Annotated in this window: 15 protein-coding genes and 1 pseudogene; 13 read left to right on the plus strand and 3 right to left on the minus strand. The window is 71.0% G+C overall.

Going from position 1 to position 24,720, the window contains the following annotated elements; all coding sequences use genetic code 11:
• Nucleotides 1-163: 163 nt before the first annotated feature.
• The 4 genes from ACFVDP_RS21180 to ACFVDP_RS21195 all read left to right on the plus strand — a co-directional run bounded on the left by ACFVDP_RS21180 (nt 164) and on the right by ACFVDP_RS21195 (nt 3,968).
• The gene (locus ACFVDP_RS21180) at nt 164-850 is read left to right on the plus strand and encodes a DUF4232 domain-containing protein (protein ID WP_383491634.1); all 687 of its coding nucleotides are present in this window, start codon (nt 164-166) and stop codon (nt 848-850) included.
• Between the two features lie 97 nt (nt 851-947).
• On the plus strand, nt 948-1,136 hold the full coding sequence (locus ACFVDP_RS21185) for a DUF4177 domain-containing protein (RefSeq protein WP_383491636.1): 189 nt from the start codon (nt 948-950) through the stop codon (nt 1,134-1,136).
• Nucleotides 1,133-1,786 carry a hypothetical protein gene (locus ACFVDP_RS21190; RefSeq protein WP_383491638.1) on the plus strand — a complete coding sequence of 218 codons (654 nt, stop codon included), beginning with the start codon at nt 1,133-1,135 and terminating at the stop codon, nt 1,784-1,786. Before ACFVDP_RS21185 ends, ACFVDP_RS21190 begins: the two co-directional genes overlap by 4 nt.
• A gap of 97 nt (nt 1,787-1,883) precedes the next feature.
• Nucleotides 1,884-3,968, plus strand: a complete 2,085-nt coding sequence (locus ACFVDP_RS21195; protein ID WP_383491640.1) for a glycosyl hydrolase family 28-related protein — start codon at nt 1,884-1,886, stop codon at nt 3,966-3,968.
• A gap of 63 nt (nt 3,969-4,031) precedes the next feature.
• Here ACFVDP_RS21195 and ACFVDP_RS21200 read toward each other — a convergent pair whose 3' ends face one another.
• Entirely contained in the window at nt 4,032-4,973 is a 942-nt protein-coding gene (locus ACFVDP_RS21200; protein WP_383491642.1) for an alpha/beta fold hydrolase, read from the minus strand.
• Between the two features lie 133 nt (nt 4,974-5,106).
• Between ACFVDP_RS21200 and ACFVDP_RS21205 the strand changes: the two genes are divergently transcribed.
• On the plus strand, nt 5,107-5,691 hold the full coding sequence (locus ACFVDP_RS21205; protein ID WP_383491644.1) for a TetR/AcrR family transcriptional regulator: 585 nt from the start codon (nt 5,107-5,109) through the stop codon (nt 5,689-5,691).
• Between the two features lie 10 nt (nt 5,692-5,701).
• Here ACFVDP_RS21205 and ACFVDP_RS21210 read toward each other — a convergent pair.
• Nucleotides 5,702-5,893 (minus strand): annotated as a pseudogene (locus ACFVDP_RS21210) (CorA family divalent cation transporter); the annotation flags it as partial.
• An 895-nt stretch (nt 5,894-6,788) separates the two neighbouring features.
• On the opposite strand from ACFVDP_RS21210, the gene ACFVDP_RS21215 reads away from it, so the two are divergent.
• The 8 genes from ACFVDP_RS21215 (at nt 6,789) to ACFVDP_RS21250 (ending at nt 23,723) form a co-directional block, all read left to right on the plus strand.
• On the plus strand, nt 6,789-17,252 hold the full coding sequence (locus ACFVDP_RS21215; RefSeq protein WP_383491646.1) for an amino acid adenylation domain-containing protein: 10,464 nt from the start codon (nt 6,789-6,791) through the stop codon (nt 17,250-17,252).
• 108 nt (nt 17,253-17,360) lie between these two features.
• The gene (locus ACFVDP_RS21220) at nt 17,361-17,564 is read left to right on the plus strand and encodes an MbtH family protein (protein WP_383491648.1); all 204 of its coding nucleotides are present in this window, start codon (nt 17,361-17,363) and stop codon (nt 17,562-17,564) included.
• 26 nt (nt 17,565-17,590) lie between these two features.
• Entirely contained in the window at nt 17,591-18,661 is a 1,071-nt protein-coding gene (locus ACFVDP_RS21225; protein ID WP_383491650.1) for an ATP-binding cassette domain-containing protein, read from the plus strand.
• Between the two features lie 29 nt (nt 18,662-18,690).
• Nucleotides 18,691-19,479, plus strand: coding sequence for an ABC transporter permease (locus ACFVDP_RS21230; protein WP_383491968.1), 789 nt, complete (start codon nt 18,691-18,693; stop codon nt 19,477-19,479).
• Nucleotides 19,480-19,617: 138 nt separating this feature from the next.
• On the plus strand, nt 19,618-19,857 hold the full coding sequence (locus ACFVDP_RS21235) for a hypothetical protein (RefSeq protein ID WP_383491654.1): 240 nt from the start codon (nt 19,618-19,620) through the stop codon (nt 19,855-19,857).
• Nucleotides 19,858-20,663: 806 nt separating this feature from the next.
• Entirely contained in the window at nt 20,664-22,277 is a 1,614-nt protein-coding gene (locus tag ACFVDP_RS21240; protein WP_383491655.1) for a molybdopterin-dependent oxidoreductase, read from the plus strand.
• Nucleotides 22,278-22,392: 115 nt separating this feature from the next.
• Nucleotides 22,393-22,977: an ECF RNA polymerase sigma factor SigK gene (sigK, locus tag ACFVDP_RS21245; protein ID WP_383491657.1), complete on the plus strand. Its 585-nt coding sequence runs from the start codon at nt 22,393-22,395 to the stop codon at nt 22,975-22,977.
• Nucleotides 22,974-23,723, plus strand: coding sequence for an anti-sigma factor domain-containing protein (locus ACFVDP_RS21250; protein WP_383491659.1), 750 nt, complete (start codon nt 22,974-22,976; stop codon nt 23,721-23,723). Before sigK ends, ACFVDP_RS21250 begins: the two co-directional genes overlap by 4 nt.
• Before the next feature lie 141 nt (nt 23,724-23,864).
• Here the strand turns inward: ACFVDP_RS21250 and ACFVDP_RS21255 are convergent, their stop codons facing one another.
• Nucleotides 23,865-24,446, minus strand: coding sequence for a fasciclin domain-containing protein (locus ACFVDP_RS21255; protein WP_383491661.1), 582 nt, complete (start codon nt 24,444-24,446; stop codon nt 23,865-23,867).
• Nucleotides 24,447-24,720: the final 274 nt, after the last annotated feature.

A 24,720-nucleotide genomic window follows, 5' to 3' on the forward strand; every position in this document is an offset into this window, starting at 1 on the left:
CTCCTCGTGACGGCGTGACGGCGTGGCGGAACAACTCCTCCAGGCTCCGACCGTGCCGCAGCAGAGTGGGAGAACGGTGTGAGGCGGGCGGGCGAGGCGTGGGAATGCGGGCCGAAAGCCCGGCGCGGCGCATGTCCGCGGCCGAGACGGACAGCCGATTCCTATGAACGCGACAAAGACGAACAGGAAGACGAGCCTGTACGCGGCGGCGCTCGTGACCGTGGGCGTGGTCGCCGTGACCGCGTGCGGTGCCGACGGCGGCGGGAACCAGGCGCACGCGACAGCACAGAGCCCGACGCCGACCGGGGCAGCGCCGTCGGCGGAGGAGTCCACCTCCGGCGCGACCCCGAACGGGGCCGCCTCCCGTACCGCGTACCCCTCCGCGACCGGCGCGGGCACCACCGGCGCGAGCACGACCGACGCGCGGCCCCGGATGGGCAGCGACTGCACCACCGCCGACCTGAAGGCCGCGCTGAAGGCCACGGGGCAGGAGATGAACAGCAAGTACTTCGACCTGACCCTGACCAACACCACGGACGGGACCTGCGCGCTCAAGGGTTACCCCGGTCTTTCGCTGACCGACAGCTCCGGCAAGCGCATCGGCCGGCCCGCCACGCGGTCGAACAACGGCAGCGCGGAGAACGTCGTGCTCAAGGCCGGACGGACCGCGCACGCGGTGGTGCAGACCCCCGACCGGGGAGTGACGGACGGCAAGTGCTGGGCCAAGCCCTCGCGCGTCAAGGTCTATCCGCCGAACAACACCGCGTTCCTGACCACCGCCGCGCCCGGCACGCTCGAGGTGTGCGGGAACACCTTCACCGTCGGGCCCTTCACCGCGCGGGCGCTGTGAACCGGAGGTGTCCGGGTGAACACGGTGGCCCCCGTGCCGTTGAAGCGCCGTCGCCGGGTAGGGGAGATGAGTCACGACGCGAAGGGAGCTGGGACGCATGGCCGCCTGGGAGTACAAGGTGCTGAAGTACAAGCTGAAGATGAAGGGCTTCGACTACGAGCAGATCGAGAAGGACCTCAACGAGCTGGGGGCGGAGGGCTGGGAGGCGTTCAGCACGATCGCTCCCAGCTACGGCACGGGCCAGGCCGTCGAGATCGCCGTCGCCGTGAAGCGCCCCCGCCTGTGACGGAGGCGACCCGCCGCCGGGCCCGGCGGCTGCGCTTCGACGGCTGGATCGCGGGCGTCGGCACGGCCTCCGGGACACGGCTGGTCGTCGGGTACTGGCCGCGGTCGCCCTGGGGCCCGTTCGCCGACGTGATGGTGGAACGGCCCGACGGGCACCGCGAGTTGCTCGCCCCGACCGCCCGGGTCGCCGACTTCGTGGCGGGCACCTACTCCTTCGACACCGTCACGCACTGCCCCGTGACGGTCGCCCCGGCGCCCGCCGCGTGGCAGGTGACCGCCGGGCCCCTGCGGCTGAACATCACGCCGGGGCGCCGGGACCTGCTCGGCCATGTGCTGCGCGCCGTCCCGCGCCGGGTGGCGGTCGAGCCGGCCTGGGCGGCCGTGTGCGACCTGCCCGCCCGGTGGCTGATGTCCGGCGTCCGCACGCGCGGCAGCGCCGGGGGCGGACGGCGCGAGTGGTACGCGGCGCTCGACCACCACCTGGTCACCGCCGTCGACGCCACCTGGGACGGCGCGGACCTCGGGGCGCTGCGCGCGGTGGATCCTCCCGTCCGCTTCGGATTCGGGTCCGTGCCGCGCAGGCCGTCGCTCACCCGCGTCGTCTCCACCGTGGAGCTGCCACCCGCGCAAAATCTCAACAGAATTACGTAGATTGCCGATTCGGCGACGAAAACTCCTCGCTCTTCTCTTGTGGGGGCGGCCACGGCCGCCCTACTGTCACCGCACCCGTGAGAGAAACGAGGAACTGATGTCGTCGTACAGCACCCGCGCGGCCGCGGGACGGCTCGACGTCCCGCCGCGAAGACCGGGCAGAGCGCGAAGACCCGCCAGGATCGCCACCGTGCTCGTCGCGGTGTCCGCCTCCCTCGGCCTCACGCTGGTCGGCACCGACGCCGTGGCCGGGCCGAGGGCCGACGCCCGGCCCGTCGTGACGCGCGCGGGCCTCGACCCCGCGCTCGTCGCGGGCCGCGGCGCCGAGGTGCCCTTCGCCGAACAGGAGGCGGAGAACGCCTCGACGAACGGCACGGTCATCGGACCCGACCGCACCGCCTACACCCTCCCGTCCGAGGCGTCGGGCCGCAGCGCCGTCAAGCTCCGGCCGGGCCAGTACGTCGACTTCGTCCTGCCGCGCACGGCCAACGCCGTCACGGTCCGCTACAGCATCCCGGACTCCGCGGGCGGCGGCGGCATCACGGCGCCGCTGGACGTCTCGGTGAACGGTGCGCGCCGCGCCTCGATGACGCTCACCTCGCAGTACTCGTGGCTCTACAACCAGTACCCGTTCAGCAACGACCCGCAGGCGGACCTGCTCCACCCGGACTGGTGGATCACCGAGTGCCAGTGCGTGCCGAGCGCGACCACGCCCGCCCCGGCCGTCGACAAGCCGTTCCGGCCGAGCCACTTCTACGACGAGCAGCGGCTGAAGCTGGGCCGGACCTATCACGCGGGCGACACGGTGCGCCTGAGCGTGCCCGCCCGCACCCCGGCCGCCTGGACCGTGATCGACCTGCTCGACTCGGAACTCGTGGCGCCGCCGCACGTCGTACTCGGCGCCGCGAACGTACTGGCCTTCGGCGCCGATCCGCTGGGCCGCCGCGACTCCGCCGGGGCCCTGGACAAGGCCATCGCCTTCGCCCAGCGCAAGCACCTCAAGGTGTACGTCCCGCCGGGCACGTACAAGGTCGACCGGCACATCGTCGTGGACGACGTGACGATCGCCGGCGCGGGCAGCTGGTACACCGTCTTCAAGGGCCGCGAGGTCGCCCTGAGCACCCCGGCACCGGACGGCTCGGTGCACACCGGCGTCGGCTTCTACGGCAAGGACGCGGCGGACGGCGGCAGCAGCGACGTCCACCTGTCGGGCTTCGCCGTCGAGGGCGACGTACGCGAACGGATCGACACCGACCAGGTCAACGCCGTGGGCGGCGCGCTCAACGACTCCAGCGTCTCCGGCCTGTACCTGCACCACACCAAGGTCGGCCTGTGGTTCGACGGCCCGATGCGCGGGCTGCGCGTCACCGGCAACGTCATCGCCGACCAGATCGCCGACGGCCTCAACTTCCATACGGGCGTGACCGATTCGACGGTCTCCGGGAACTTCGTGCGCAACACGGGCGACGACGCGCTCGCCATGTGGTCGGAGAAGACCGGCAACGCGCGCAACACCTTCTCCCGCAACACCGTCCAGACCCCCGTCCTCGCCAACGGCATCGCGATCTACGGCGGCACGGACAACACCGTCACCGGCAACCTCATCGCCGACCCGATCAGGGAGGGCAGCGCGATCCAGGTCGGCTCGCGCTTCGGCGCCGAACCCTTCACCGGCCAGCTCAAGATCACCGACAACACCACGGTGCGCGCGGGCACGTTCGAACTGAACTGGCGGATCGGCCTGGGCGCCATCTGGTTCTACGCGCTGGAGAAGGACATCGACGCGGACATCCAGGTCACCGGCGACCACTTCCTGGACAACACCTACAACGCGATCATGTTCGTGTCCGACTTCCCGGTGAAGGACAAGTACAAGATCGAGGGTGTCCACTTCAAGGACATCCGCGTGGACGGCACCGGCACCTCGGTGCTCAGCGCCCGCTCCGCCGGTTCGGCCTCCTTCGAGAACGTCGACGCCCGCAACGTCGGCGCCGTCGGAATCAACAACTGCGGTTCCTTCAACTTCCCCTCGACAGGATCGGAGTTCACCGTCCAGGACCGCGGAGGCAACGACGGCGGCGGCACCACCGGCCCCTGGCTCGCCCCCTGGGAACTCCCCAACACCATCACGTGCGACGACCGCCCGGCCGTCGTCGCCCCGCCCGCCCCCGGGACGTGGTGACGCCTGCCTGACGCCGAACGGGGCGCGCTCGTCCGGCGACGAGCGCGCCCCTGAGCAGGGAGTTCACCTCGCCGGGTGCCCGGTGGGACAGCCGCCGTCGGCGATGAAGTCCGCCAGCGCGGCGGCGACAGCTTCGGGCTGCTCGTCGGGGATGAAGTGTCCGGCGTCGGGCACGACGACCCGGGTGGTGTTCTCGGCCCACGGGCCGATGGCGGCGGCCATGTCCGGAACGGAGCCGTGGCTGCTGGAGACGCCGAGGACGGGCACGGTCAGGTGGCGCCGCCCGAGCGCCTCGCGGTTCTTGCGCGCCGACTCCGCGGCGTCCCGGTAGTAGGCGAGGGAAGCGCGCAGGCCGCCGTCGGCGGCGACGGCCGCCGCGTAGTGGTCGATCTCGGCGTCGTCGAACGTGTCGGGCGACAGGGTCTTCGCCCTCAAGAACCAGCCGACGTAGTCGCGTTCACGGCCGGCCAGCAGTGTCTCGGGCAGGTCGGGCACCGTGTGGAACGCGAAGTGCCAGGTCTTCCACGCGCGGTCCGGGTCGGTGGGAATCGACTCCGGGAGGCTGATGCCCGGAATTCCGGCGTCGAGCAGAGCGACCCCGCGCAGGTGGCTCTCGAAGCCGAGGGCGAGGGAGAAGGCGACCCAGGCGCCGACGTCGTGGGCGACCAGGGTGTACGTCGACACTCCGAGAGCCTGTACGGCGGTGTGCACGTGCGCGGCGACGATGTGCGTGTCGTAGCTGCCCTCCGGGCGTTCGGAGTGGCCCTGACCCGGCAGGTCGATCGCGAGGACGCGGAACCGGTCGGCGAGCCCGGGCATCACCTTCCGCCAGGCCCACCAGGTCTGCGGGAACCCGGCGAGCAGGACGACGGCCGGCCCGTCCGGCCGCCCGCCGTCGACGGCATGCAGGCGGACGCCGTCCGCGTCGACCCACCGGTGCGTGAATCCGCCCAGCTGCCGCAGGGGCAGGTCGGGGACGGGGTTGCTCACTGTCGGGCCGGTCATGGGGATCCTCCATAGCTGTCGGGTGCGCGACTCCTGAAGGCTAACGCATGTTGAACCAAACAGTTCAAGATAAGATGGTGCGCGGCACGGCCCGAACCATCGACGTACCGACGCACCGGCAAGGAAGTAGCGCGTGGCAGGCAAGAAGCAGTTCGACATGGACACGGCGCTCGACGCCGCGATGATCCAGTTCTGGCGCGACGGCTACGCCGACACCTCACTGGACGATCTCTCCCGGGCGACCGGCCTGAACCGCAGCTCCATCTACTCCTCCCTCGGCGACAAGGACACGCTCTTCCTGCGCTGCCTGGATCGCTATGCCGCGCGCTACGGCGAGAAGTACGCCGCCGCCCTGACGAGCGCGGCCCCGGAACCCGTCGCCGCCGTTCGCGCGTTCTTCGACGTCACCCTCCAGCGCATCGCCGACCCCGAACTCCCTGACGGATGCCTGATCGCCCAGTCGGCCATGGCGATCCCGGTGCTGAGCCCGGGCGTCGCGGCGCACGCCAAGCAGGCCCTCGGCTCCCAGCGCCGGCGCTTGCGCGCGGCATTGACGGTCGGCGGGCTCACCGACCAGGACGCCGAGACCTTCGCCGTACACGCGGCGGCGGTGAATCAATCGCTCGCCGTCATGAGCAGGGCCGGGGCGACCCCGGCGCAGCTCCAGGCTGTCGTGGGCGTGACCGTGGACGCGCTGGCGCGGGCGCCGCGCGCCTAACGGTGCGCGCCTACAACCAGTCCCGCCGCTTGAACACGAAGTACAGGCTCACGCACACCAGCGCCATCAGCCCGATCGCGAACGGATACCCGAAGCTCCAGCCCAGCTCGGGCATGTTCTCGAAGTTCATCCCGTAGATCGTGCCGACCAGCGTCGGGGCGAACAGGATCGCCGCCCAGCTGGAGATCTTCTTGAAGTCGTCTACTAGGTCGCCCTCGGTGACGAACGTGACGGGCGGCAAGGACGTACGGGCCATCGCGGCCGGTGCCCACCACTTCGTGGCCCTGAAGGGTGACCCGCCACAGGAGAGCTGAGCGGAACAGCAGGGCGGGCGCGGGCCGCAACCGGCCCGCGCCCTGGAACCAGGCGCGCGCATCGCCGCCAGGCACATTTTCCTCGTGCTGATGAGCGGCTTTGTGGGCGGGCCGACGGTATGGGGATTCCTCGTCAGGCCAGGGGCCGGTCCGGCTCGGGCGAGATTTTCACGGCCGCACCGCGCACGAGGACAGCAGGCACAGGTTGCCTCCCTGGACGAGCCCTATCCCACCGGAGGCATGTCCATCGGACCCGATGGAACACCGGGAGAGCAGGCACAGGTTGAAGCCCTGTGTTCCGCGGTAGCCGGCCTGGTGGCTCTGCGTGCTGTGGGTCATGAGCGGTACGGATTGAGATGACCGTCCAGCCTCCTTCATGGCTGGGGCGTCGGCGGCGGACGCGCTTGCCGCCCCCGTGAGCCCCAGGATCGCGACGCTGCCTGCCACGGCCATCGCGCTCAACGTCCTGCCCCACCCTGATCGGTGCATCGAGTCTGCTCCTCTGCGTATGGAGTTCGGCGGCTTCTCGCCGGTTGCGTCTTGCGCCCTTGATCCGTAGCCCTCATGCGAGGTGGATGGGTCCGTTTCGAGGAGCAGAATGCGGACGTTCTACGCGTCGGTAACAAAGCGTGTCGTGTGTCACACACCAATCCGTAATCCCATGCGTCACGGATTAGGCACGGAAGTCGATGCGTCGTCTGCTTCGCATACGCATCGAACCGAATGGGATCGGAAGGGTGGTCGACGGTGTCGGCACGGGAACGTCGGAACTGGGACGGTCGCATGGTTGAGGAATCTGCCGACTCCCTCGCCGTGACTCCGGCTCAGGAGTCCTTGTGGCTGGCGCACGAGCTCCGTCCGATGAGCAGTGAGTTCACGATCGCCGAATATGTCGACATCGAGGGGGAGTTGAACCCTGAGGTGTTGCGTCGAGCTGTGAGGCATGTGGCCGGCGAGATCGACGCGATGCGCGCGGCGATATCCGGCGGTGGTGATGACTCATCGCTGCGCCAGGTCGTTCGCCGGGACCTGCGGACCGCTGTCCCGTTCGTCGACCTGTCCGCGAATGCGAACGGCGAGAACGAGGCGCGCGAGGCGATGCGCCGAGACCTCGCGGCTCCCGTGGACGTGACCGGCGCCGCGGTGACGTCCTTCGCTCTTTACAAGCTCTCGCGAGCACGTCATCTGCTGTATCTGCGCACGCACCACCTGGTGCTGGACGGATACGGAGCGGCTGTGGCACTCAGCCGGATCGCCGAGGCCTACGGTCTGCTCGCGGCCGGTGCCCACGTGCCCTTCGCCCCCCGCCCCCTGGGACCTCTGGTCGCCGAGGCCCGTCAGTACCCGGAGTCGGCGCAGTACGACGAGGACGCGAACTACTGGCGCGACCGGCTGACGGGGGCCCCGGCCCCCGAACGGCTGGCCGATGCCACGGCTTCTGCCGGGGAACAGGTGGTGCGGCAGTCGACCGTGCTGGACGGCGACCGGTGGCAGCGACTGCGGGACGGCGCGCGGCGCGCCAAGGTGGCCTGGCCCACGCTGTTCGTCGCGGGGACGGCGGTCTACCTGCACCGGATGCGCGGGGCGGGCGACCTGCTCCTCGGCATGCCGGTGACCGGACGGCGGACCCGGATCGCACGGGAGACACCAGGGATGATGTCCCAGGTTCTTCCACTGCGGCTGCACCTGTCCGCTCAGGACACGGCCCAGGAGCTGCTGCGGCAGACGACGGACGCCATGCGGGCCGTTCTGCGCCACCAACGGTTCCCCGCGCAGGAACTGCGCAGGCAGAGGGGACTGCGGCAGGGTGAGTTCCTGACCGGGCCGTCGGTGAATGTGCTGGCCTTCGACGGGGACCTCCGGTTCGGTGAGGCGTCCGGCACGCTCCACAATCTCTCGCTCGGACCGGTCGACGACCTCACCCTCGCCGTGCACCCCGCGCCCGGCGGCGCGAGCGCCCGCATCGACGTCCTGGCCAACGCGGCGCTGTACGACGACCGCACGGCGGCGGGACACCTCGAACGGATCGTGCGGGTCACCGAGGAACTCGTGACTCACCCGGAGCGCCTCCTCGGCGCGCTCGAACTCGCGGGCCCGCAAGAACGCGACCTACTGCTGGCCATGGGAAGCGGCCTGCCGGACGACAGGGGCGACGCGGACCGGGGCGGGCCCTCGGCCGACGCCGAGCCGACTCTGCCGGAGGTGCTGGCACGGCTGGCCCGAGAGACGCCCGACGCGCCCGCCGTCGGTGACGGCACACGCAACGTCACGTTCGCCGAGCTGGACAAGGCCGTCGACGCGGCGGCCTCGGTGCTGCGGGCCGACGGAGCGGCGCGCGGCACGGTCGTCGCGGTCGCGCTGCCCCGCTCGGTCGACACCGTCGTCGCTCCGCTCGCCGTCCTGCGCGCCGGTGCGGTCTACCTGCCCGTGGACCTTTCCTATCCGTCCGAGCGCATCGCCCATCTGCTGGCCGACGCGGCTCCCGCCCTCCTCCTCTGCGCGCCCGGCAGCCCGGTCGCCGCGCTGGCACCGGCCACCACGAAGGTCCGGAGCCTGTCCCGTCTCCCGGCTCAGGCGTCCGCTCCTGCCGCGGGTGGACCGCGTGGTGAGGACGCGGCCTACCTGATCTACACGTCCGGTTCGACGGGCAGGCCCAAGGGCGTTCTCGTCGAGCACCGCTCGATCAGCAATCTGCTGGCCCACCATCGCGAGGAGTCCCACGCGAGCGCGGAAGCCGCCCGGGGCCGCCGGTTGCGTGTCGCGCTCACTGCGGCGACCGCCTTCGACGCCTCCTGGGACCCGCTGCTGTGGATGCTGAGCGGACACCACCTGCAGATCGTGGACGACACCACGCGCCGCGATCCGGAGGCACTGGTCGCCTTCCTGCGCGCCGAACGTGTCGACGTCATCGAGACCACCCCCAGCTTCCTCCAGCAGCTTCTGGCCGCCGGCCTCACCTCTGAGGAAACCGGCACGGCCCGGACGGCGCCGCACCGCCCCACGGTGATCGCTCTGGGCGGCGAACCGGTCAACGCCGAGCTGTGGCAGCGCCTTGCCTCCGAACGGTCCCTCGTCGCCTACAACTTCTACGGCCCCACCGAAACGACCGTGGACGCCGTCACCGCGCGCGTGTCCGGCTCGGCCCCGGTGATCGGGCGCCCGGTCCGAGGCGCACGCTCCTACGTGTTGGACGCGGCCCTGCGGTTGCTGCCGAGCGGCGTGACCGGGGAGCTCTACCTCGCCGGAGAGGGGGTGGCGCGCGGCTATGCCGGTCAGCCCGGGCTGACCGCAGACCGCTTCCTCGCCGACCCCTTCGGAGAGCCGGGGGCGCGTATGTACCGCACCGGGGACCTGGTGCGGTGGCACGAGAACGGCTCTCTGGAGTTCGTCGGACGCAGCGACGGACAGATCAAGGTCCGCGGCCACCGGGTGGAAACGGGTGAGATCGAAGCGGCGCTCACGGCGCTGCCGGGAATCGAACAGGCCGCCGTCGTCCTCGGTGGCGGCCCGGACGGGGAACAGCTGGCCGCTTACGTCGTGCCGTCCGGCGACGCGGCAGGAGCGCGGGTGCGCGACGACCTGCGTCCGGTGCGGGACGCGCTGGTGTCGACGCTGCCGGCGCACATGGTGCCCGCGGTCTACGCGCTGGTCGATCGACTCCCGCTGACCCCGAACGGAAAGCTGGACGCGACAGCCCTCCCGGAGGCCACCCCCGTTTCCGCAGGCGTATCGAACGCGCCGGTCACGAGGACGGAGGAAGAGGTCTGCGCGGCAATGGCCGACCTGCTCGGCCTGGCCGAAGTCGGAAGGGAGGACGACTTCTTCATGCTCGGGGGCCACTCCCTCCTGGCCACCCGTCTGCTGAGCGCCGTGGCCGAGCGAACGGGCGTGCGACTTGCGGTGCGTGCCCTTTTCGAGGCGCCGACGGTCGCCGCACTCGCACGAGAGGTCGAAGCCCAACGCGGCTCCCCGCGAGGCGAGCGCGAATCCGCCGCCCCCGTCATCCGGCAGCGCCCCACTCGCCTGCCGCTCTCGGCGGCCCAGCACCGGCTGTGGCTCCTCGAGCACATGGGGGAGGGCGGTGCGCGCTACCACATCCCCGTCGCCATCCGTCTCGAAGGCGACCTCGACATCGTTGCCCTCCAGGCAGCCTTCGCCGACCTGTTGGCACGGCACGAGAGCCTGCGCACCGTCTATCAGGAGGACGAGCAGGGTCCGCACCAGGTCGTGCTGCCCCCCAGCGAGTGCACCGTGGCGCTGCAGGTGAGTCCAGCACGACCGGACGCGCGCCCCGGGGACTTCCCCGGGCCCGACTTCACCCTGTCGCGACAGCCCCCGGTGCACGCCGTCCTGGTGCCCACCGGTGAGCCGGACGCGGACGCCCGGACTCATCTGCTTCTTCTGACGCTGCATCACATCGTGGCCGACGGCTGGTCGATGGGGCCCCTGGTCCGCGACCTGAGCGAGGCGTACGAGGCCCGTCTGCAAGGGCGCGAACCGCGCTGGACACCACTGCGCGCCCAGTACGCGGACTATGCGCTGCGGCAGCAGGAGCGGCTCGGTTTCCGGACGGACGCCGACTCGCTCATCGCGCGCCAACTGACCGGCTGGCGGGAGACGCTGGAGGACCTGCCGCCCGAACTCCCCCTGCCCCACGACCGTCCGCGACCGGAACGGGCCACCTTCCGCGGAGGCCGTGTACCCGTGCGCCTGGACGCCACGGAGCATCGCGCTCTGACCGCCCTCGCCCGACAGGCCGGTGTCAGCCCCTTCATGGTCCTGCACGGTGTGCTCGCCGCCCTGCTGCACCGGCTGGGCGCAGGCGACGACATCGTCGTCGGAACCCCGGTCGCGGGACGCGACGAAGAGGAGTTCCACGACGTCGTGGGCTTCTTCGTCAACACGCTGGTGCTCCGCATCGACACTGGCGGCGACCCGGCGTTCCGGGATCTTCTGGAACGGGTGCGCAGGACGGACCTGCACGCCTACAGCTCCCAGGACCTGCCCTTCGAGCAGTTGGTGGAAGCTCTCGCACCGCCGAGGTCGCGCTCCCGGCACCCGCTCTTCCAAGTGATGCTCGCCCTGAACAACACAGCTGCGCCCCGATTCGAACTGCCCGGTGTTCAGGCGCACGTCCTCCCGGCGGACCGCAACACCGCGAAATTCGACCTCACCTGGGACTTCACCGAGACGCACAGCCCCGACGGATCACCCGGGGGTCTGGACGGCGAGGTGGAGTACAGCTCCGAACTGTTCGACGAGAGCACGGTGCGCCGCTTCGTCGACCATTTCGTCCGCCTGCTGCGCTCGGCGCTCGCCACTCCCGACGCGCGCCTGAGCGACCTGGACATGCTCACCAAGGATCAACGGGAAGCCGCCCTCGACACCGGCGCGCGGGACGGCGAGATCCACCGGGGGCAGGAACTGGTGCACAGCGTGTACGACGTGCTCGACACCCAGGCGGCGGTCACCCCGAACCGCATTGCCGTGACCGACGGGCACAGCACCCTGACGTTCGGCGACCTGACCGATGAACTGCACGGCGTGGCACGGCGTTTGATCGCCGCCGGGGTGCGCCCGGGAGAGCGCGTCGCCGTAGCGCTGCCCCGCTCCGGGCGGCAGATCGCGGCCGTCTTCGGCGTGCTGCGCGCGGGCGCGGTCTATGTGCCGCTGGATCCGACGCATCCGGCAGAGCGAAACGCCTCGATCCTGGACTCTGCACAGCCGACCGTGCTGCTCACCGAGCGGAGGTTCCGCGCGGCCCTGCCGGACGTCCGCATCCCCGCCCTCTACCTGGACGACCTGCCTGCGGCGGACGCCCTCACCGCGACGCTGCCGACGGACGGCCCGGACGGCTCCGACCCCGCCTACGTGCTGCACACGTCGGGGTCGACCGGCCGGCCCAAGGGGGTCGTGGTGGAGCACCGGGCACTCGCCAACCTGCTGCGCCATCACGTGCGTCACCTGATCGGTCCTGCCGAGAGGGCCAACAACGGACGCCCGCTGCGGGTGGCCCTCACCGCGGCGGCGACCTTCGACGCATCCTGGGATCCCCTGCTGTGGATGGTCGCGGGGCATGAACTGCACCTGGTGGACGACGCGAGTCGCCGCGATCCAGAGGCGCTCGTGCGGCTGCTGCACGAACGACGGATCGACGTCATCGAGACGACACCGTCGTTCCTCGAACAGCTGCGTGGCTGCGGCCTGTTCGCGCCCGGTAGGCCCTGGCCTCGCGTCGTGGCCCTGGGCGGCGAGCCGCTGCACGAGAAGTTGTGGAAGGAGCTCGCGGAGCTGGCCGGTGTCACCGTGTGGAACCTCTACGGACCGACCGAGACGACCGTGGACAGTGTGATCGCTCCGGTGACTCGCGGGTCGACACCGGCCATCGGCCGGGCGATCACGGGAATGCGTGCCCGCGTGCTCGACGCACGGCTGAGCCCCGCGCCCCCTGGCGTCACCGGCGAGCTGTACCTGGCCGGGGCCGGTGTGGCCCGCGGGTACGACGCGGCGACCGGCATGACCGCGGACCGTTTTCTCGCCGACCCCTACGGCCCTCCGGGCAGCCGCATGTACCGGACCGGCGACCTGGTACGCAGGCGCCCCGACAACTCCCTTGTCTTCATGGGCCGTACGGACTCCCAGGTCAAGGTGCGCGGGTTCCGCGTCGAGACCGGCGAGGTCGAAGCGGCACTGACCGCGCACCCCGCCGTACGCCAGGCGGTGGTGACCGTCCAGGAGGGCGAGGACGGCGGCCGGCTGGTCGCCTGGGCCGTGCCGGAGCGGGCGGCGGCGGAACCCACCGTCGCGCTGCTGCGCTCGTTCGTCGCAGGCCGCCTTCCCGCCTACATGACACCGACCCGCCTCGCGCTGGTCGAGGACATCCCGCTGACCGCGCACGGCAAGACGGACTTCGCCGCCCTGCCGGACCCGGGAGCGGAGCCGTCCGACGAGGGAGAGCGTCCGCGCACGCCGCAGGAGGAGATCCTCTGCGCCCTCTTCGCGGAGTGCCTCGGCACCGGTCCCGTCGGCCGGGACGCCGACTTCTTCGCGCTCGGTGGGCACTCATTGCTGGCCACGCGGATCGTCAACCGCATCCGGAACGCGTTCGGAGTCGAGATCCCCGTGCGCGCCCTGTTCGAGCACCCCACCCCCGCCGGACTCGCCCCGCATCTCGACGGGGCCGCCCGCGGCCGGCCGACGCTGCACGCCCGGACCGGCCGGTCCGCCGACATCCCCCTGTCCTACGCGCAGCACCGGTTGTGGTTCCTCAACCGCATGCGCCCGGGAGATCCCTCGTACAACCTCCCCATGGCGGTGGCTCTGCGGGGGCGGCTGGACACCGCCGCCCTGCACCGTGCGCTGGGCGACGTCGTGGCCCGGCACGAGAGCCTGCGCACGGTCTTCCGCGAGGCGGCCGGCCGGTCCGGCACCCCGGTCCAGCGCGTGCTGCCCGCGGGTGCGTCCCGTCCGGCTCTCACCGTCACCCCCTGCACTGCGGACCGGATCGCCGAGGCGTTGAGCGCGTCGGCCCGGGAAGGGTTCGACCTCACCGAAGACCTGCCGCTGCGCGCCGAACTGCTGGAGATCGCGGCCGAGGAGCACGTGCTCCTCCTGACGCTCCACCACATCGCCGCCGACGCCTGGTCCATGGGCCCGCTCGCACAGGACCTGGCCGCCGCCTACGCCGCCCGGACCACCGGACACGCCCCCGCGTGGACGCCGCTCCCGGTGCAGTACGGCGACTACGCGCTCTGGCAGCAGGACGTCCTCGGGCAGCCCGACGACCCCGACAGTGCGCACGCCCGCCAGCTCGCCCATTGGAAGGACGCGCTGGCCGGAGCGCCCGTCGAAGCGACCCTCCCCACCGACCGGCCCCGCCCGGAGCACGCCACCGGGAGCGGCGGCAAGGTCACCCTGCCGCTCACGAAGGACGACGGCCGACGACTCGCGGCCCTGTCCCGGCGCGAGGGCGCCAGCACCTTCATGGCACTGCACGCCGTGCTCTGCGCGCTGCTGGAGCGCCACGGAGCGGGCGACGACATCGTCGTCGGCAGTCCCGTCGCCGGACGGTCCGACGAGGCGCTCGCAGGACTGGTGGGCTTCTTCGTCAACACCCTGACGCTGCGCGTGCGCACCGACGGCGACCCCGACTTCCGAACCCTGCTGGCACGCGCTCGGCAGACCGACCTGGCCGCGTACGCGCATCAGGACCTGCCTTTCGAATCACTCGTGGAGCATCTGGCCCCGCCGCGCTCGCTCGCCCGGCACCCGCTCTTCCAGGTGATGCTGTCCCTCAACAACGCCGGGCAGCCCGTACTGGACCTGCCGGGCCTTCATGCCACCGTGCGGGGAGTGGACACGGCCGCCGCCAAGTTCGACCTGTCCTTCAACTTCTCGGAGCAGTCCGACGACGGACGGCTGACCGGCGAACTGGAGTTCTCGCGGGACCTCTTCGACGCCGACACGGCACAGAGCCTGGCCGACTCCTTCGTCGAACTGGTCCGGCTCGTCGTCGCGGACCCGGACGTGCCGCTCTCCCGCCACGATGCACTGGCCGGGCAACGCAACGCCCTGCTCGCACGCTGGCAGGGCCCGCGGTCGAGCTCGGCCAGCCCGACCGTGCTCGCCGGCTTCGAGGCCACGGCCGGGGCGGCGCGCAGCAGCGACATCGCCGTGCGCCACGGTGCGCACGCCCTCTCCTTCGCCGAACTGGCCCAGGACAGTGCCCGACTGGCCCACCTGCTGCGGGCCCACGGCGTGGGACCCGACCGGACGGTCGCCGTCCTGCTGCCGCGCTCGGCCGCATCGATCACCGCGATGCTCGGAGTGCTGTCCGCGGGCGGTGCGTACGCCCCGCTCGACGACGCCCTGCCCGGGGCGCGGGTCGGCGCTGTACTGGACGATGCCCAGCCCACGGTGGTCCTCGCGACCACGACGACTGCGGACCGGGTCCCCGACGGTCCCTGGCGGACGGTCCTGCTGGACGCCGCCGACACGACTGCCGCTCTGGCGGCACTGCCCGGCGTGCCTCCGCGCACCGGAACGCCCGGCCCCAGGGACACGGCATATGTGCTGCACACGTCGGGTTCCACCGGACGCCCCAAGGGCGTTGCCGTCGAGCACCGGTCACTGGCCCAGCTGTGGGAGCACCACCGGCACGCGCTCTTCGCCCCGGCGCGGACCGCGGCCGGTGGGCGCAGGCTCCGGGTCGCCCTGACCGCCTCACTGTCCTTCGACGCCTCATGGGATCCGGTCCTGTGGATGCTCGACGGGAACGAACTGCTGATCATCGACAACGACACCCGGCGGGATCCCGCGGCACTCGTCCGGACGGTCCGCGAAGAAGGCATCGATGTGCTGGAGACCACGCCCAGCCACGCGGCCGCTCTGCTCGACGCGGGGCTGTGCGATCCCGCGGCCGGCGGCCACCACCCGTCCGTACTGGCCCTCGGCGGCGAGGCCGTACCACCCGGCCTCTGGCAGCGACTTCGTGAGGTGCCCGCCCTGACCGTATGGAACCTCTACGGCCCCACCGAGGCCACGGTGGACACCCTCCATGCACCTCTCGACGGCACGGAAACCCCCGTCCTGGGCACGCCTGTCACCGGGACCCGCTCCTACGTCCTCGACCGCTTCCTGCGACCCGTCGCGCCCAACTCGACCGGAGAGCTGTATCTCGCCGGTGCCTGCCTGGCCCGCGGTTACGTCGGCAGGCCGGGCGAGACCGCCGCCCGCTTCGTCCCCGACCCCTTCGGTCCGCCGGGCGAGCGCATGTACCGCACCGGAGACCTCGTCCGCTGTGCGGCGGACGGCCGACTGGAGTTCCGCGGTCGGGCAGACCAGCAGATCAAGGTACGTGGATTCCGGGTGGAGCCCGCTGAGATCGAGACCGTGCTGGAGCGGCAGCCCGGCATCGCGCGGGCAGCCGTCGTCGCCCGCGCGGGGGCAGGAGCGGGAGACCGCGGTGCGGACCGGCTCGTCGCCTATGTCGTGCCCGCCCACGCATCGGCCACGGCCGACGTGCCGACCGTGCCGGTCCGCGACGCCCTGCGGGCCGCTGTGGCGGCCGAACTGCCCGGCTACATGGTTCCCGCGGCGTTCGTCACCGTCGACGAGCTGCCGCTCACGGCGAGCGGCAAGCTCGATGCCACCGCTCTGCCGGACCCGGACGACGAGCACCTGGCACGAGGAACCGGACGCCCTCCCGCCGGACCGCGCGAGGATCTTCTCTGCGCTTTGTTCGCCGAGGCCCTCGGCCTCGATCAGTGCTGGGCGGACGACGACTTCTTCGCCCTCGGCGGGCACTCGCTGCTGGCTGCGCGGCTGTTGGCCCGTGTGCGGGACTCCACCGGCACCGAGCTGGGGATCCGCGCGTTGTTCGAGACCCCGACGCCCGCCGGGCTTGCCGCTGCTCTGTCGGAACACGACACGCCGTCGTCGGACGGCGACCGAGCCACGGCGGATCTGGCGTGCCTGCTTCCGCTGCGCGTCACCGGCGGTCTGCCGCCCCTGTTCTGCGTCCACCCGGCCGGCGGCCTCGCCTGGTCCTACGCGGGCCTGCTGCAGCACGTCACCGACCGGCCGGTCTACGGGCTGCAGACCCCCAACCTGGACGGCACCCGGCACTTCCCCGACAGCATCGAGGCGATGGCGGCCCACTACGTCGCCCAGCTGCGCTCCGTCCAGCCACACGGCCCCTACCGGCTGCTCGGCTGGTCCTTCGGCGGGAACGTGGTTCAGGAAATCGCCGTCCAACTCCAGGACGCCGGCGAGGAGGTGGCCCTGCTGACGATCCTCGACGCCTTCCCCGTGGCACCTGCCGACGGGCTGGAGGACGCCGGACGAGACACCGTCTTCCGCGCCCTGCTGACCGCGCTCGGGCTCGACCTGTCCGCGTGGGACGACGATGCCCCGCTGGACGCGGCGGTCGTACGCGACGCGTTGCGTGACACGGGCAGCCCGCTGGGAGCATTGGAACCGTCGACCATCGAGACCATGGTCGGCAACTTCGCCGACCAGGCCCGGCTGATGCGCCGCTACACCCCGCGCACCTTCAAGGGCGGCGTCCTGTTCTTCCGCGCCACGGAAGAGGACCCCGCAAACGGCCTGACGCCGTCCCTGTGGGACCCCCACATCGAGGGCGACATCGAGGTCCACGACGTGCCCTGCGGCCACGCCCAGATGCTGCGCCCGGACTCCCGGGCGGTCATCGGCCCCGTCCTCGAAACGGCCCTGCGCATGTCGTAACCACGCGCCTCCCTCGCCGGTGCCGAGTGCATGGCCGACGCGAGGACGAGCCGGGGCCCGCCTTGGCGACAACTCTCCCTCTCACACCAGGAAATGAGGTCCTTTGCCATGACCAATCCCTTCGACGACCCCACCGTGCAGCACCGCGTTCTCGTCAACGACGAAGGCCAGCACTCCCTGTGGCCCGACTTCGCCGACGTGCCCGCGGGCTGGCAGCCGGTCCACGGACCGGTGTCCCGCGAGGAGTGCATTGCCTACGTCGATGCCAACTGGACCGACCTCACTCCGCGCAGCGTCCTGGCCTCCCGATGACTCCTGCCGGAACGGACCTCAGGGGCGTGCCTCGGCAGCCCCTGCCCCTCGTGACGGTCGCCACGTCCCGAGGTGACCGGGACGCGATCGTGACCCATGAACTGACGAGAAGCTTCGGCGACCGTCAGGCGCTCGCAGGCATCGACCTGCGAGCGCCGGCGGGCAGCGTGCTCGCACTGCTGGGTCCCAACGGAGCAGGCAAGACCACCACGGTGCGCATCCTGAGCACGTTGCTGCGGCCGGACGGCGGCCGGGCGACGGTCGCAGGACACGACGTCCGCACCGCGCCCCACGCGGTGCGCGAACGGATCGGGCTCTCCGGCCAGTACGCCGCCGTCGACGAACGCCTCACCGCGCGGGAGAACCTCTACCTCGTCGCCCGGCTGCACGGCATGAGCCGCCGGACCGCGCGGGACCGGGTCGTCGACCTGCTCGACAGGTTCACCCTCACCGAGGCCGCGGACCGTCCCAGCGGCGGCTTCTCCGGCGGCATGCGCCGCCGCCTGGACCTGGCGGGCGCGCTGACCACCCGGCCCGCGGTCGTCTTCCTCGACGAGCCGACGACGGGCCTCGATCCGCGCGGCAGAGCCGACACCTGGCAGGCCGTTCAGGACCTGGTGGCCGACGGCACCACCGTCCTGCTGACGACCCAGTACCTGGAGGAGGCCGATCAACTCGCCGACTCCATAGCCGTGATCGACCACGGCCGCGTCATCGCCCGCGGCACCGCCTCTGAGTTGAAGGCCGCCGTAGGAGGAGAGCGCATCTCGCTCCGGGCGGCCGCGCCCGGGACCGTCGGAGCCGTTGCCGGCGTACTGGCCGGTGTGGGCCCGCACCGACCCGAGATCGACCGACGCGCCGGCCGCGTTTCGGTCGCCACCGACAACGGGTCCACGGACCTCCAGCATGTACTCGCCGCTTTGGAGACGGCAGGGCTGGCGGTGGCGGACGTCTCCCTGGCGCCTCCCACTCTCGACGACGCGTTTCTCTCCCTCACCGGAAAACCCCGCCGCGTCCCCGACTCCGCGGATCCCGCCACGCCCGCACGCCCACGCCGTGGGCGGCGGGGGAAAGGAACCCACGCATGGCGACGGTGAACCTCATCGCCCGGCGTCCGACAGGGGCGATGCGCACCGTGCGCGACGGGGCGCTGATCGCCTGGCGCAATCTCGTGAACCTGCGCCGCACCCCCGGCGCCGTCGTCGCCGCCCTCGTCCAGCCGCTGATGTTCGTTCTGCTCCTCGCCTACGTTTTCGGGGGGAGCCTGGGCGGGGCCCAGTACCGCACGTTCCTGATGGGAGGCATCTTCGCGCAGGCGGTCACCTTCAATGCCTCGTTCACCGCGATCGGCCTGGCCGCCGACATGGACAAGGGAATGGTCGACCGATTCCGCGCACTGCCGATGCCACGCGGCTCCGTCATCCTCGGCCGCACCCTGTCCGACCTCGCCATGAGCGCCCTCACCCTCGCGGTGACGTCGCTGTGCGGCCTGCTCGTCGGCTGGCGTGTGGAAGGGTCCGCGGCCGGCGCCCTCGCCGCGTACGGTCTGGTCCTGCTCTTCGCCTTCGCGATGTCCTGGGTCGGGGCGACGATCGGACTGATGGCCCGGAGCGTCGAGGTCGCGCAGAGCGCCGGACTCATCTGGCTCTTCCCCGTCACCTTCGTCTCCGGGGCCTTCGTGCCGGTCACCACGATGCCGGCCCCGCTGCGCGCCGTTGCCGAATGGAACCCGGTCTCCGCGACAGCGACGGCGGTCCGCTCGCTGTTCGGCAACGAAGCGCCGACGGCGGTCGTCCCACCCAGTAGCTGGCCTGTCCAACACGCAACCGTCTACGCGCTGTTGAGCTCGTGCGCCGTGATCGCGATCTTCATGCCCCTGGCTGTCCGCCGGTACCTGCGGATAGCCCGCGGTTGACGGTCGGACCTTTGCGGGCGCCGCAGGATTCACCTTCTGTCACCGTGCTCGCTCAGCGTCATGATCCAAGGGGCATGGAGGGCCGGAGGGCCCTAGCGTCGAAGGTGTTGTTGTTGCACCAGGACAAAGGAGTTCCTCATGCGCATCACACTTGCCCGAGGTGCGGCCGTTGCCGCCCTCACCTGCGCCGTCGCTCTTCCGATGGCCGGTGCCGCTCAGGCCGCGACCCCCGCGCAGAGCACGGTCCAGTCGGTTCGGACCCTCCCTGCGGATGACGGGCCCGGGTGGCATCACCACGGCGGCTACTGGGGTCACGATCACTACTACGGCGGGGGCATCGGCCTCGGCCTCGGTGTGGGCCTGGGTATCGGCCTCTGACCGCCCGGAGCCGGAATGAGAAGAGTGGGCAGGCCCCGGGTCGAGGGGCCTGCCCACTCTCTCGTGCGCTCCCCGCTGACGGTTCACCAGGGGCCGGCGGCGGCAGGCGCGACGAGGCCGAGGCCGACGATCGACAGGAGCGCCGACGTCGTGAGAAGTCGATGGTGGTGAGGATGTGCCCACCAGGCTTCGCGGATTCTCCAGGCACTGGGGGTGGCCGGTGGCATCGTCACCGCCGCAGGCGGCGAAACGTCGACGCTCCTGCTGAGCAGGCTGCGTGCCATCGGTTTGCACGCGAGACTATGGCGTCAGCAGGACACCATCTCGGGCCTGGAACGAGACGACAGGGTAGTGATGGCATCCCGTCACCAACCCCCAGGGCCTCCGTCGACCAGCGGCCATGAGGAGGCGGTTCAGGACGTCATCGTGTGCTTCGAGGCATTCGCCCGTACTCGCACCGCACGGGAAAGTCTTCTGTCCTCCCACCATGTTGACCCTCGCGAAGAACAACGCGCCTTCGCCAACCTCCAGCAGGCCGTCGCCCGGCTGCGAGTCACTCGGGCACCTGAGTGACCATGCAACGCGGAGGCTCCTCCCGCGTGTTCTGCCGCGGCGAAGGACCTTGGCACGCCCGGCCCAGGGTGCGCTATCTGTCTCCGGGTGCGTCCGATCAGCGGAACCGGCCCTGCCCGGCGGAGCCGTCACGGCGGATCGGCGCGGCGGATTGGTACTGCTTCGGCGAGGCGTTTCATGCCCCGTTGGCGTGAACGACCAATCCGAACGGGTCGGCAGGACGGATTCCCGGCATGGACCACGACGCATCACACCAACCGGCGCGCGGTTTCAAGCGCCTGTCCCTGGGCGCGCTGAGCGGCCTGCTCGCCGGTTACGCGGCGATCGCCGTGGCGGAGCTGGTCTCGGCCGCGGTACGGCCCGAGTCCGGGCCCGTCATCGCGGTGGGCGGCGCGGCGATCGACCGCACGCCGCCGGCGGTGAAGGACTGGGCGATCCGGCACTTCGGCACCAACGACAAACTCGTCCTGCAACTCGGCATCCTGGCCGTGCTCACCGTGCTGGCGCTGGTCCTGGGGATGCTGGCGACGCGGTGGCGGCTGGCCGGGTCGCTGGGGGTGCTCGCGTTCGGCGTGGTCGGGGCGCTGGCCGCCACCGGCCGGCCCGACTCGACCAGCGTCACCGACGCGCTGCCCTCGGTGGTGGGCGCGGTTGTCGGGGCGGGGCTGCTGTACTGGCTCGTCGGGCGGCTCGGGCGCCGGGCCTCGGCACCGGACAGCGACTCCGCCGAGCCGGTGGCGGACACGCCGGAATCCGGGTGGGACCGGCGCGGCTTCATCCTCGCCGCGACCGCGGCCGCGGCGGCGTCCACCGGCGCGGGGTTCGCGGGCCGTGCGCTGAACAGTTCGCAAGGGGAGGGCGCCGTCGCCTCCCGCAACAAGGTGGTGCTTCCCGCACCAGCGTCGGCGGCGGCCCCGGTGCCGCGCGGCGCCGCCCTGCGGATCAAGGACATCAGCCCGTTCATGACGCCGAACGGCGACTTCTACCGCGTCGACACCGCCCTGGTCGTGCCGAAGGTCGACGCCACCACCTGGAAGCTCCGGATCCACGGCAAGGGCGTCGACCGCGAGCTGACCGTGTCCTTCGCCGACCTGCTGAAGATGCCGCTCATCGAACGGAACATCACCCTGACCTGCGTCTCCAACGAGGTCGGCGGCCCCTACGTCGGCAACGCCCGCTGGATCGGCGTCCGTCTGGCCGACCTGCTCAAGCAGTGCGGAGTGAAGCCGCCGTCGAAGGGCGGCCCCGCCGACCAGCTCGTGGCGCGGTCGGTGGACGGCATGACCATCGGCAGTCCCGTCGAGGACGTGATGGACGGCCGGGACGCGATGCTCGCCCTCGGCATGAACGGCCGGCCGCTCCCCTTCGAGCACGGCTTCCCCGTCCGCATGGTCGTCCCCGGCCTCTACGGCTACGTATCGGCCTGCAAGTGGATCCAGGACATCGAGCTGACCACCTTCGACTCCTACGACTCGTACTGGGTCAAGCGGGACTGGGCGCAGAAGGCGCCGATCAAGACCGAGTCGCGCATCGACACGCCCAAGCCGTTCGGCCGCCCGAAGTCCGGCACGGTCATGGTCGCCGGGGTCGCCTGGGCCCAGCACCGCGGCATCGACAAGGTCGAGGTGCGCGTCGACGACGGGGCGTGGGAGGAGGCCCGGCTCGCCACCGAGGACACCCGGGACACCTGGCGCCAGTGGTCCTACCCCTGGGACGCCACCAAGGGCGGCCACACCCTGACCGTGCGGGCCACCGACCGCACCGGCGAGACCCAGACCCAGAAGCGCACGAACACCATTCCCGACGGCGCCTCCGGCTGGCACTCCGTCGTCGTCACTGTCGACTGAGCTGGCCTGTCTCTTCGCGCTGCCCACCCCGAACAGGTACGAGCCCGGCGACTGTGCGTTACTGGTGGCTTTGACCTGTTCAAGCCGCAGTCCAGCGGTGTCCGGAAGGCAGCACGTGAAGGAAGCCAACCACCTGGAGTCCGGCCCATCCCGTGGACCTGAACTGCAAGAACTGATCGTCCAGGTCGCCCAGGGCGACCACGAGGCGTTCGCCCTGGTGTACGACGCGGTGGCTGGGCCCGTGTTCGGCATCGTGTGCAGACTGCTGCGCGATCATGCCCAGTCGGAAGAGGTCGCCCAAGAGGTGCTGGTCGAGGTCTGGCGTACCGCGGCCCGCTACCGAGCGGATCGGGGCACGGTGCTGAACTGGGTGCTGACCCTGGCGCACCGGCGCACTGTGGACCGGATCAGGTCGGTCGAAGCGGCGGCCGCACGCGACCACAAGGCCGCACTGCTGGAGCAGATCCCGGAGTTCGACGAGGTGAGTGAACAGGTGGAGGGACAGTTGGAACGGGAACAGCTGCGGCGCTGTCTGCGTTCCCTAAGTGTGATCCAGCGTCAGGCCGTGACGCTGGCCTACTACCAGGGCCTCACGTACAAGGAGGTCGCCGAGACACTGTCCGCGCCGTTGGGCACCGTCAAGACTCGGCTGCGTGACGGTCTCATCCGGCTTCGTGACTGCTTGGGGGTGACCGTATGACCGCCTCGACCGACCTGCACACGCTGACCGGCGCCTACGCGCTGGATGCCCTCGATGAGGACGAGCGCGTCGCGTTCGAGCAGCACCTGGCCAAGTGTGAGGACTGCGCCCAGGAAGTACGTGAGCTGATGGCGACCGCCGGACGGCTGGCGCTCGCGGCCACGGTTCCGCCACCGCCCCGCCTCAAGGTCCAGGTGATGGAGCAGATCACCGGTGTGCGGCAGGAGCGCCCTCATTCTGCGGTGACGGCCTTGTCGCCTACAGCACGTCGCGGGCACGCCATGCGGTGGGCACTCGCGGCCTGTGTCGCCGCCGCTGCCGCTCTCGGCGGCACGACGCTGTGGCAGTACCAGCAGGCCGATGAAGCCCGTCAACAGGCCGAGGCCGCGCAGCAGCAGGCCGACCGTGTCGCCGAGGTGCTCGCCGCCCCGGACGCCAAGGTCACCTCGACCGCCGTCGGCGGCGGGGCACGCGGCTCCGTGGTCGTCTCGCACGACAGCGACCAGGCCGTCTTCATCGCGTCCGGCATGGCAAAGCCACCGGAGGGCAAGGTGTACCAACTGTGGTTCGCCGACGGGGACCGGATGCGCCCGGCCGGCCTGATGAACCCTTCCCGGACGAACCAGAGCGTCCTGATGACGGGCGCCGTCGACAAGGCGTCCGGCGTGGGCGTCACCCTCGAACCGGACGGCGGATCGAAGCAGCCCACCACCCAACCGGTGGCCCTGCTGCAACTGCCGTCCTGATCCTCCGGCCTCGCCGTTCGGTCCGGGACGGCCCGGGGCATGGTCAAGGGGTGCGCCACGGCCACGGCGCACCCCTTGATTCCCCTGCTTTTTCCCTTTTCCCGTCACCCGGTGTGGTGTCGAGGCTGTCCGGCTCCCGCGTCAGCTCTTGGGCATGAGGACGCTGTCGATGATGTGGACGGTGGCGTTCGAGGTCTGTACGTCGCCGCAGACGATGTTCGCGGTGTCGTTGACCTTGTACTTGTCGCCGGAGCCGGAGGTCGTCAGCTTGCTGCCCTCCAGCGTCTTGAAGCTGCCGTCGGCCAGTTTGTCCTGAGTGACCTTCTCACCCACCACGTGGTACGTGAGGATCTTGGTGAGCTGGGCCTTGTCGCCCAGGACCTTGTCCAGGTCGGCCTTCGGGATCTTCGCGAACGCCTCGTTGGTGGGCGCGAAGACCGTGATGTCCTTGGCGTTGTTCAGCGTGTCCACGAGACCGGCCTTCTTCACCGCTGTGACCAGCGTCGACAGGTCGGGGTTGTGGGACGCCGCCGTCGCCACCGGGTCCTTGGCCATGCCGTCGAACGAACCCGCGCCGTCCTTGGGCACCGACGAACAGGCCGGGCCGAACGGGCCGGACATGTCGTCGGCGGAGGCGGACGGAGCCAGTACGGCCAGCGAGAGCGGCATGGTGAGCGCCGCCGCTCCGACCAGGATCCGGGTGCTTACTCGATGAGCGGTCATGATCAACACTCCTTTGCGGCGGGCTGCGGACCCGCCGGGCCCCCGAGCGGCCCGGGGCCGGTGAGGGCGCGGGCTACCGGGGGCCGGCGCGTCATTCACGCCCTCACATCAGGAATTCGTCACCGCACGAGGGACGGATTGGTCTGCATTGCCCTGATTTAAGAATGTCGCCGACTTCGGCAATCCGGAGTGAGGGCCGGTGCCGGATTACTGGCGGAGGGCGCACTCGAAGGGTGCGGTGCCATTCAGAGCCGGACCCGCGGGTGCACGGGAC

It is taken from the genome of Streptomyces sp. NPDC057694 (assembly GCF_042799415.1).
Taxonomy (GTDB): domain Bacteria; phylum Actinomycetota; class Actinomycetes; order Streptomycetales; family Streptomycetaceae; genus Streptomyces.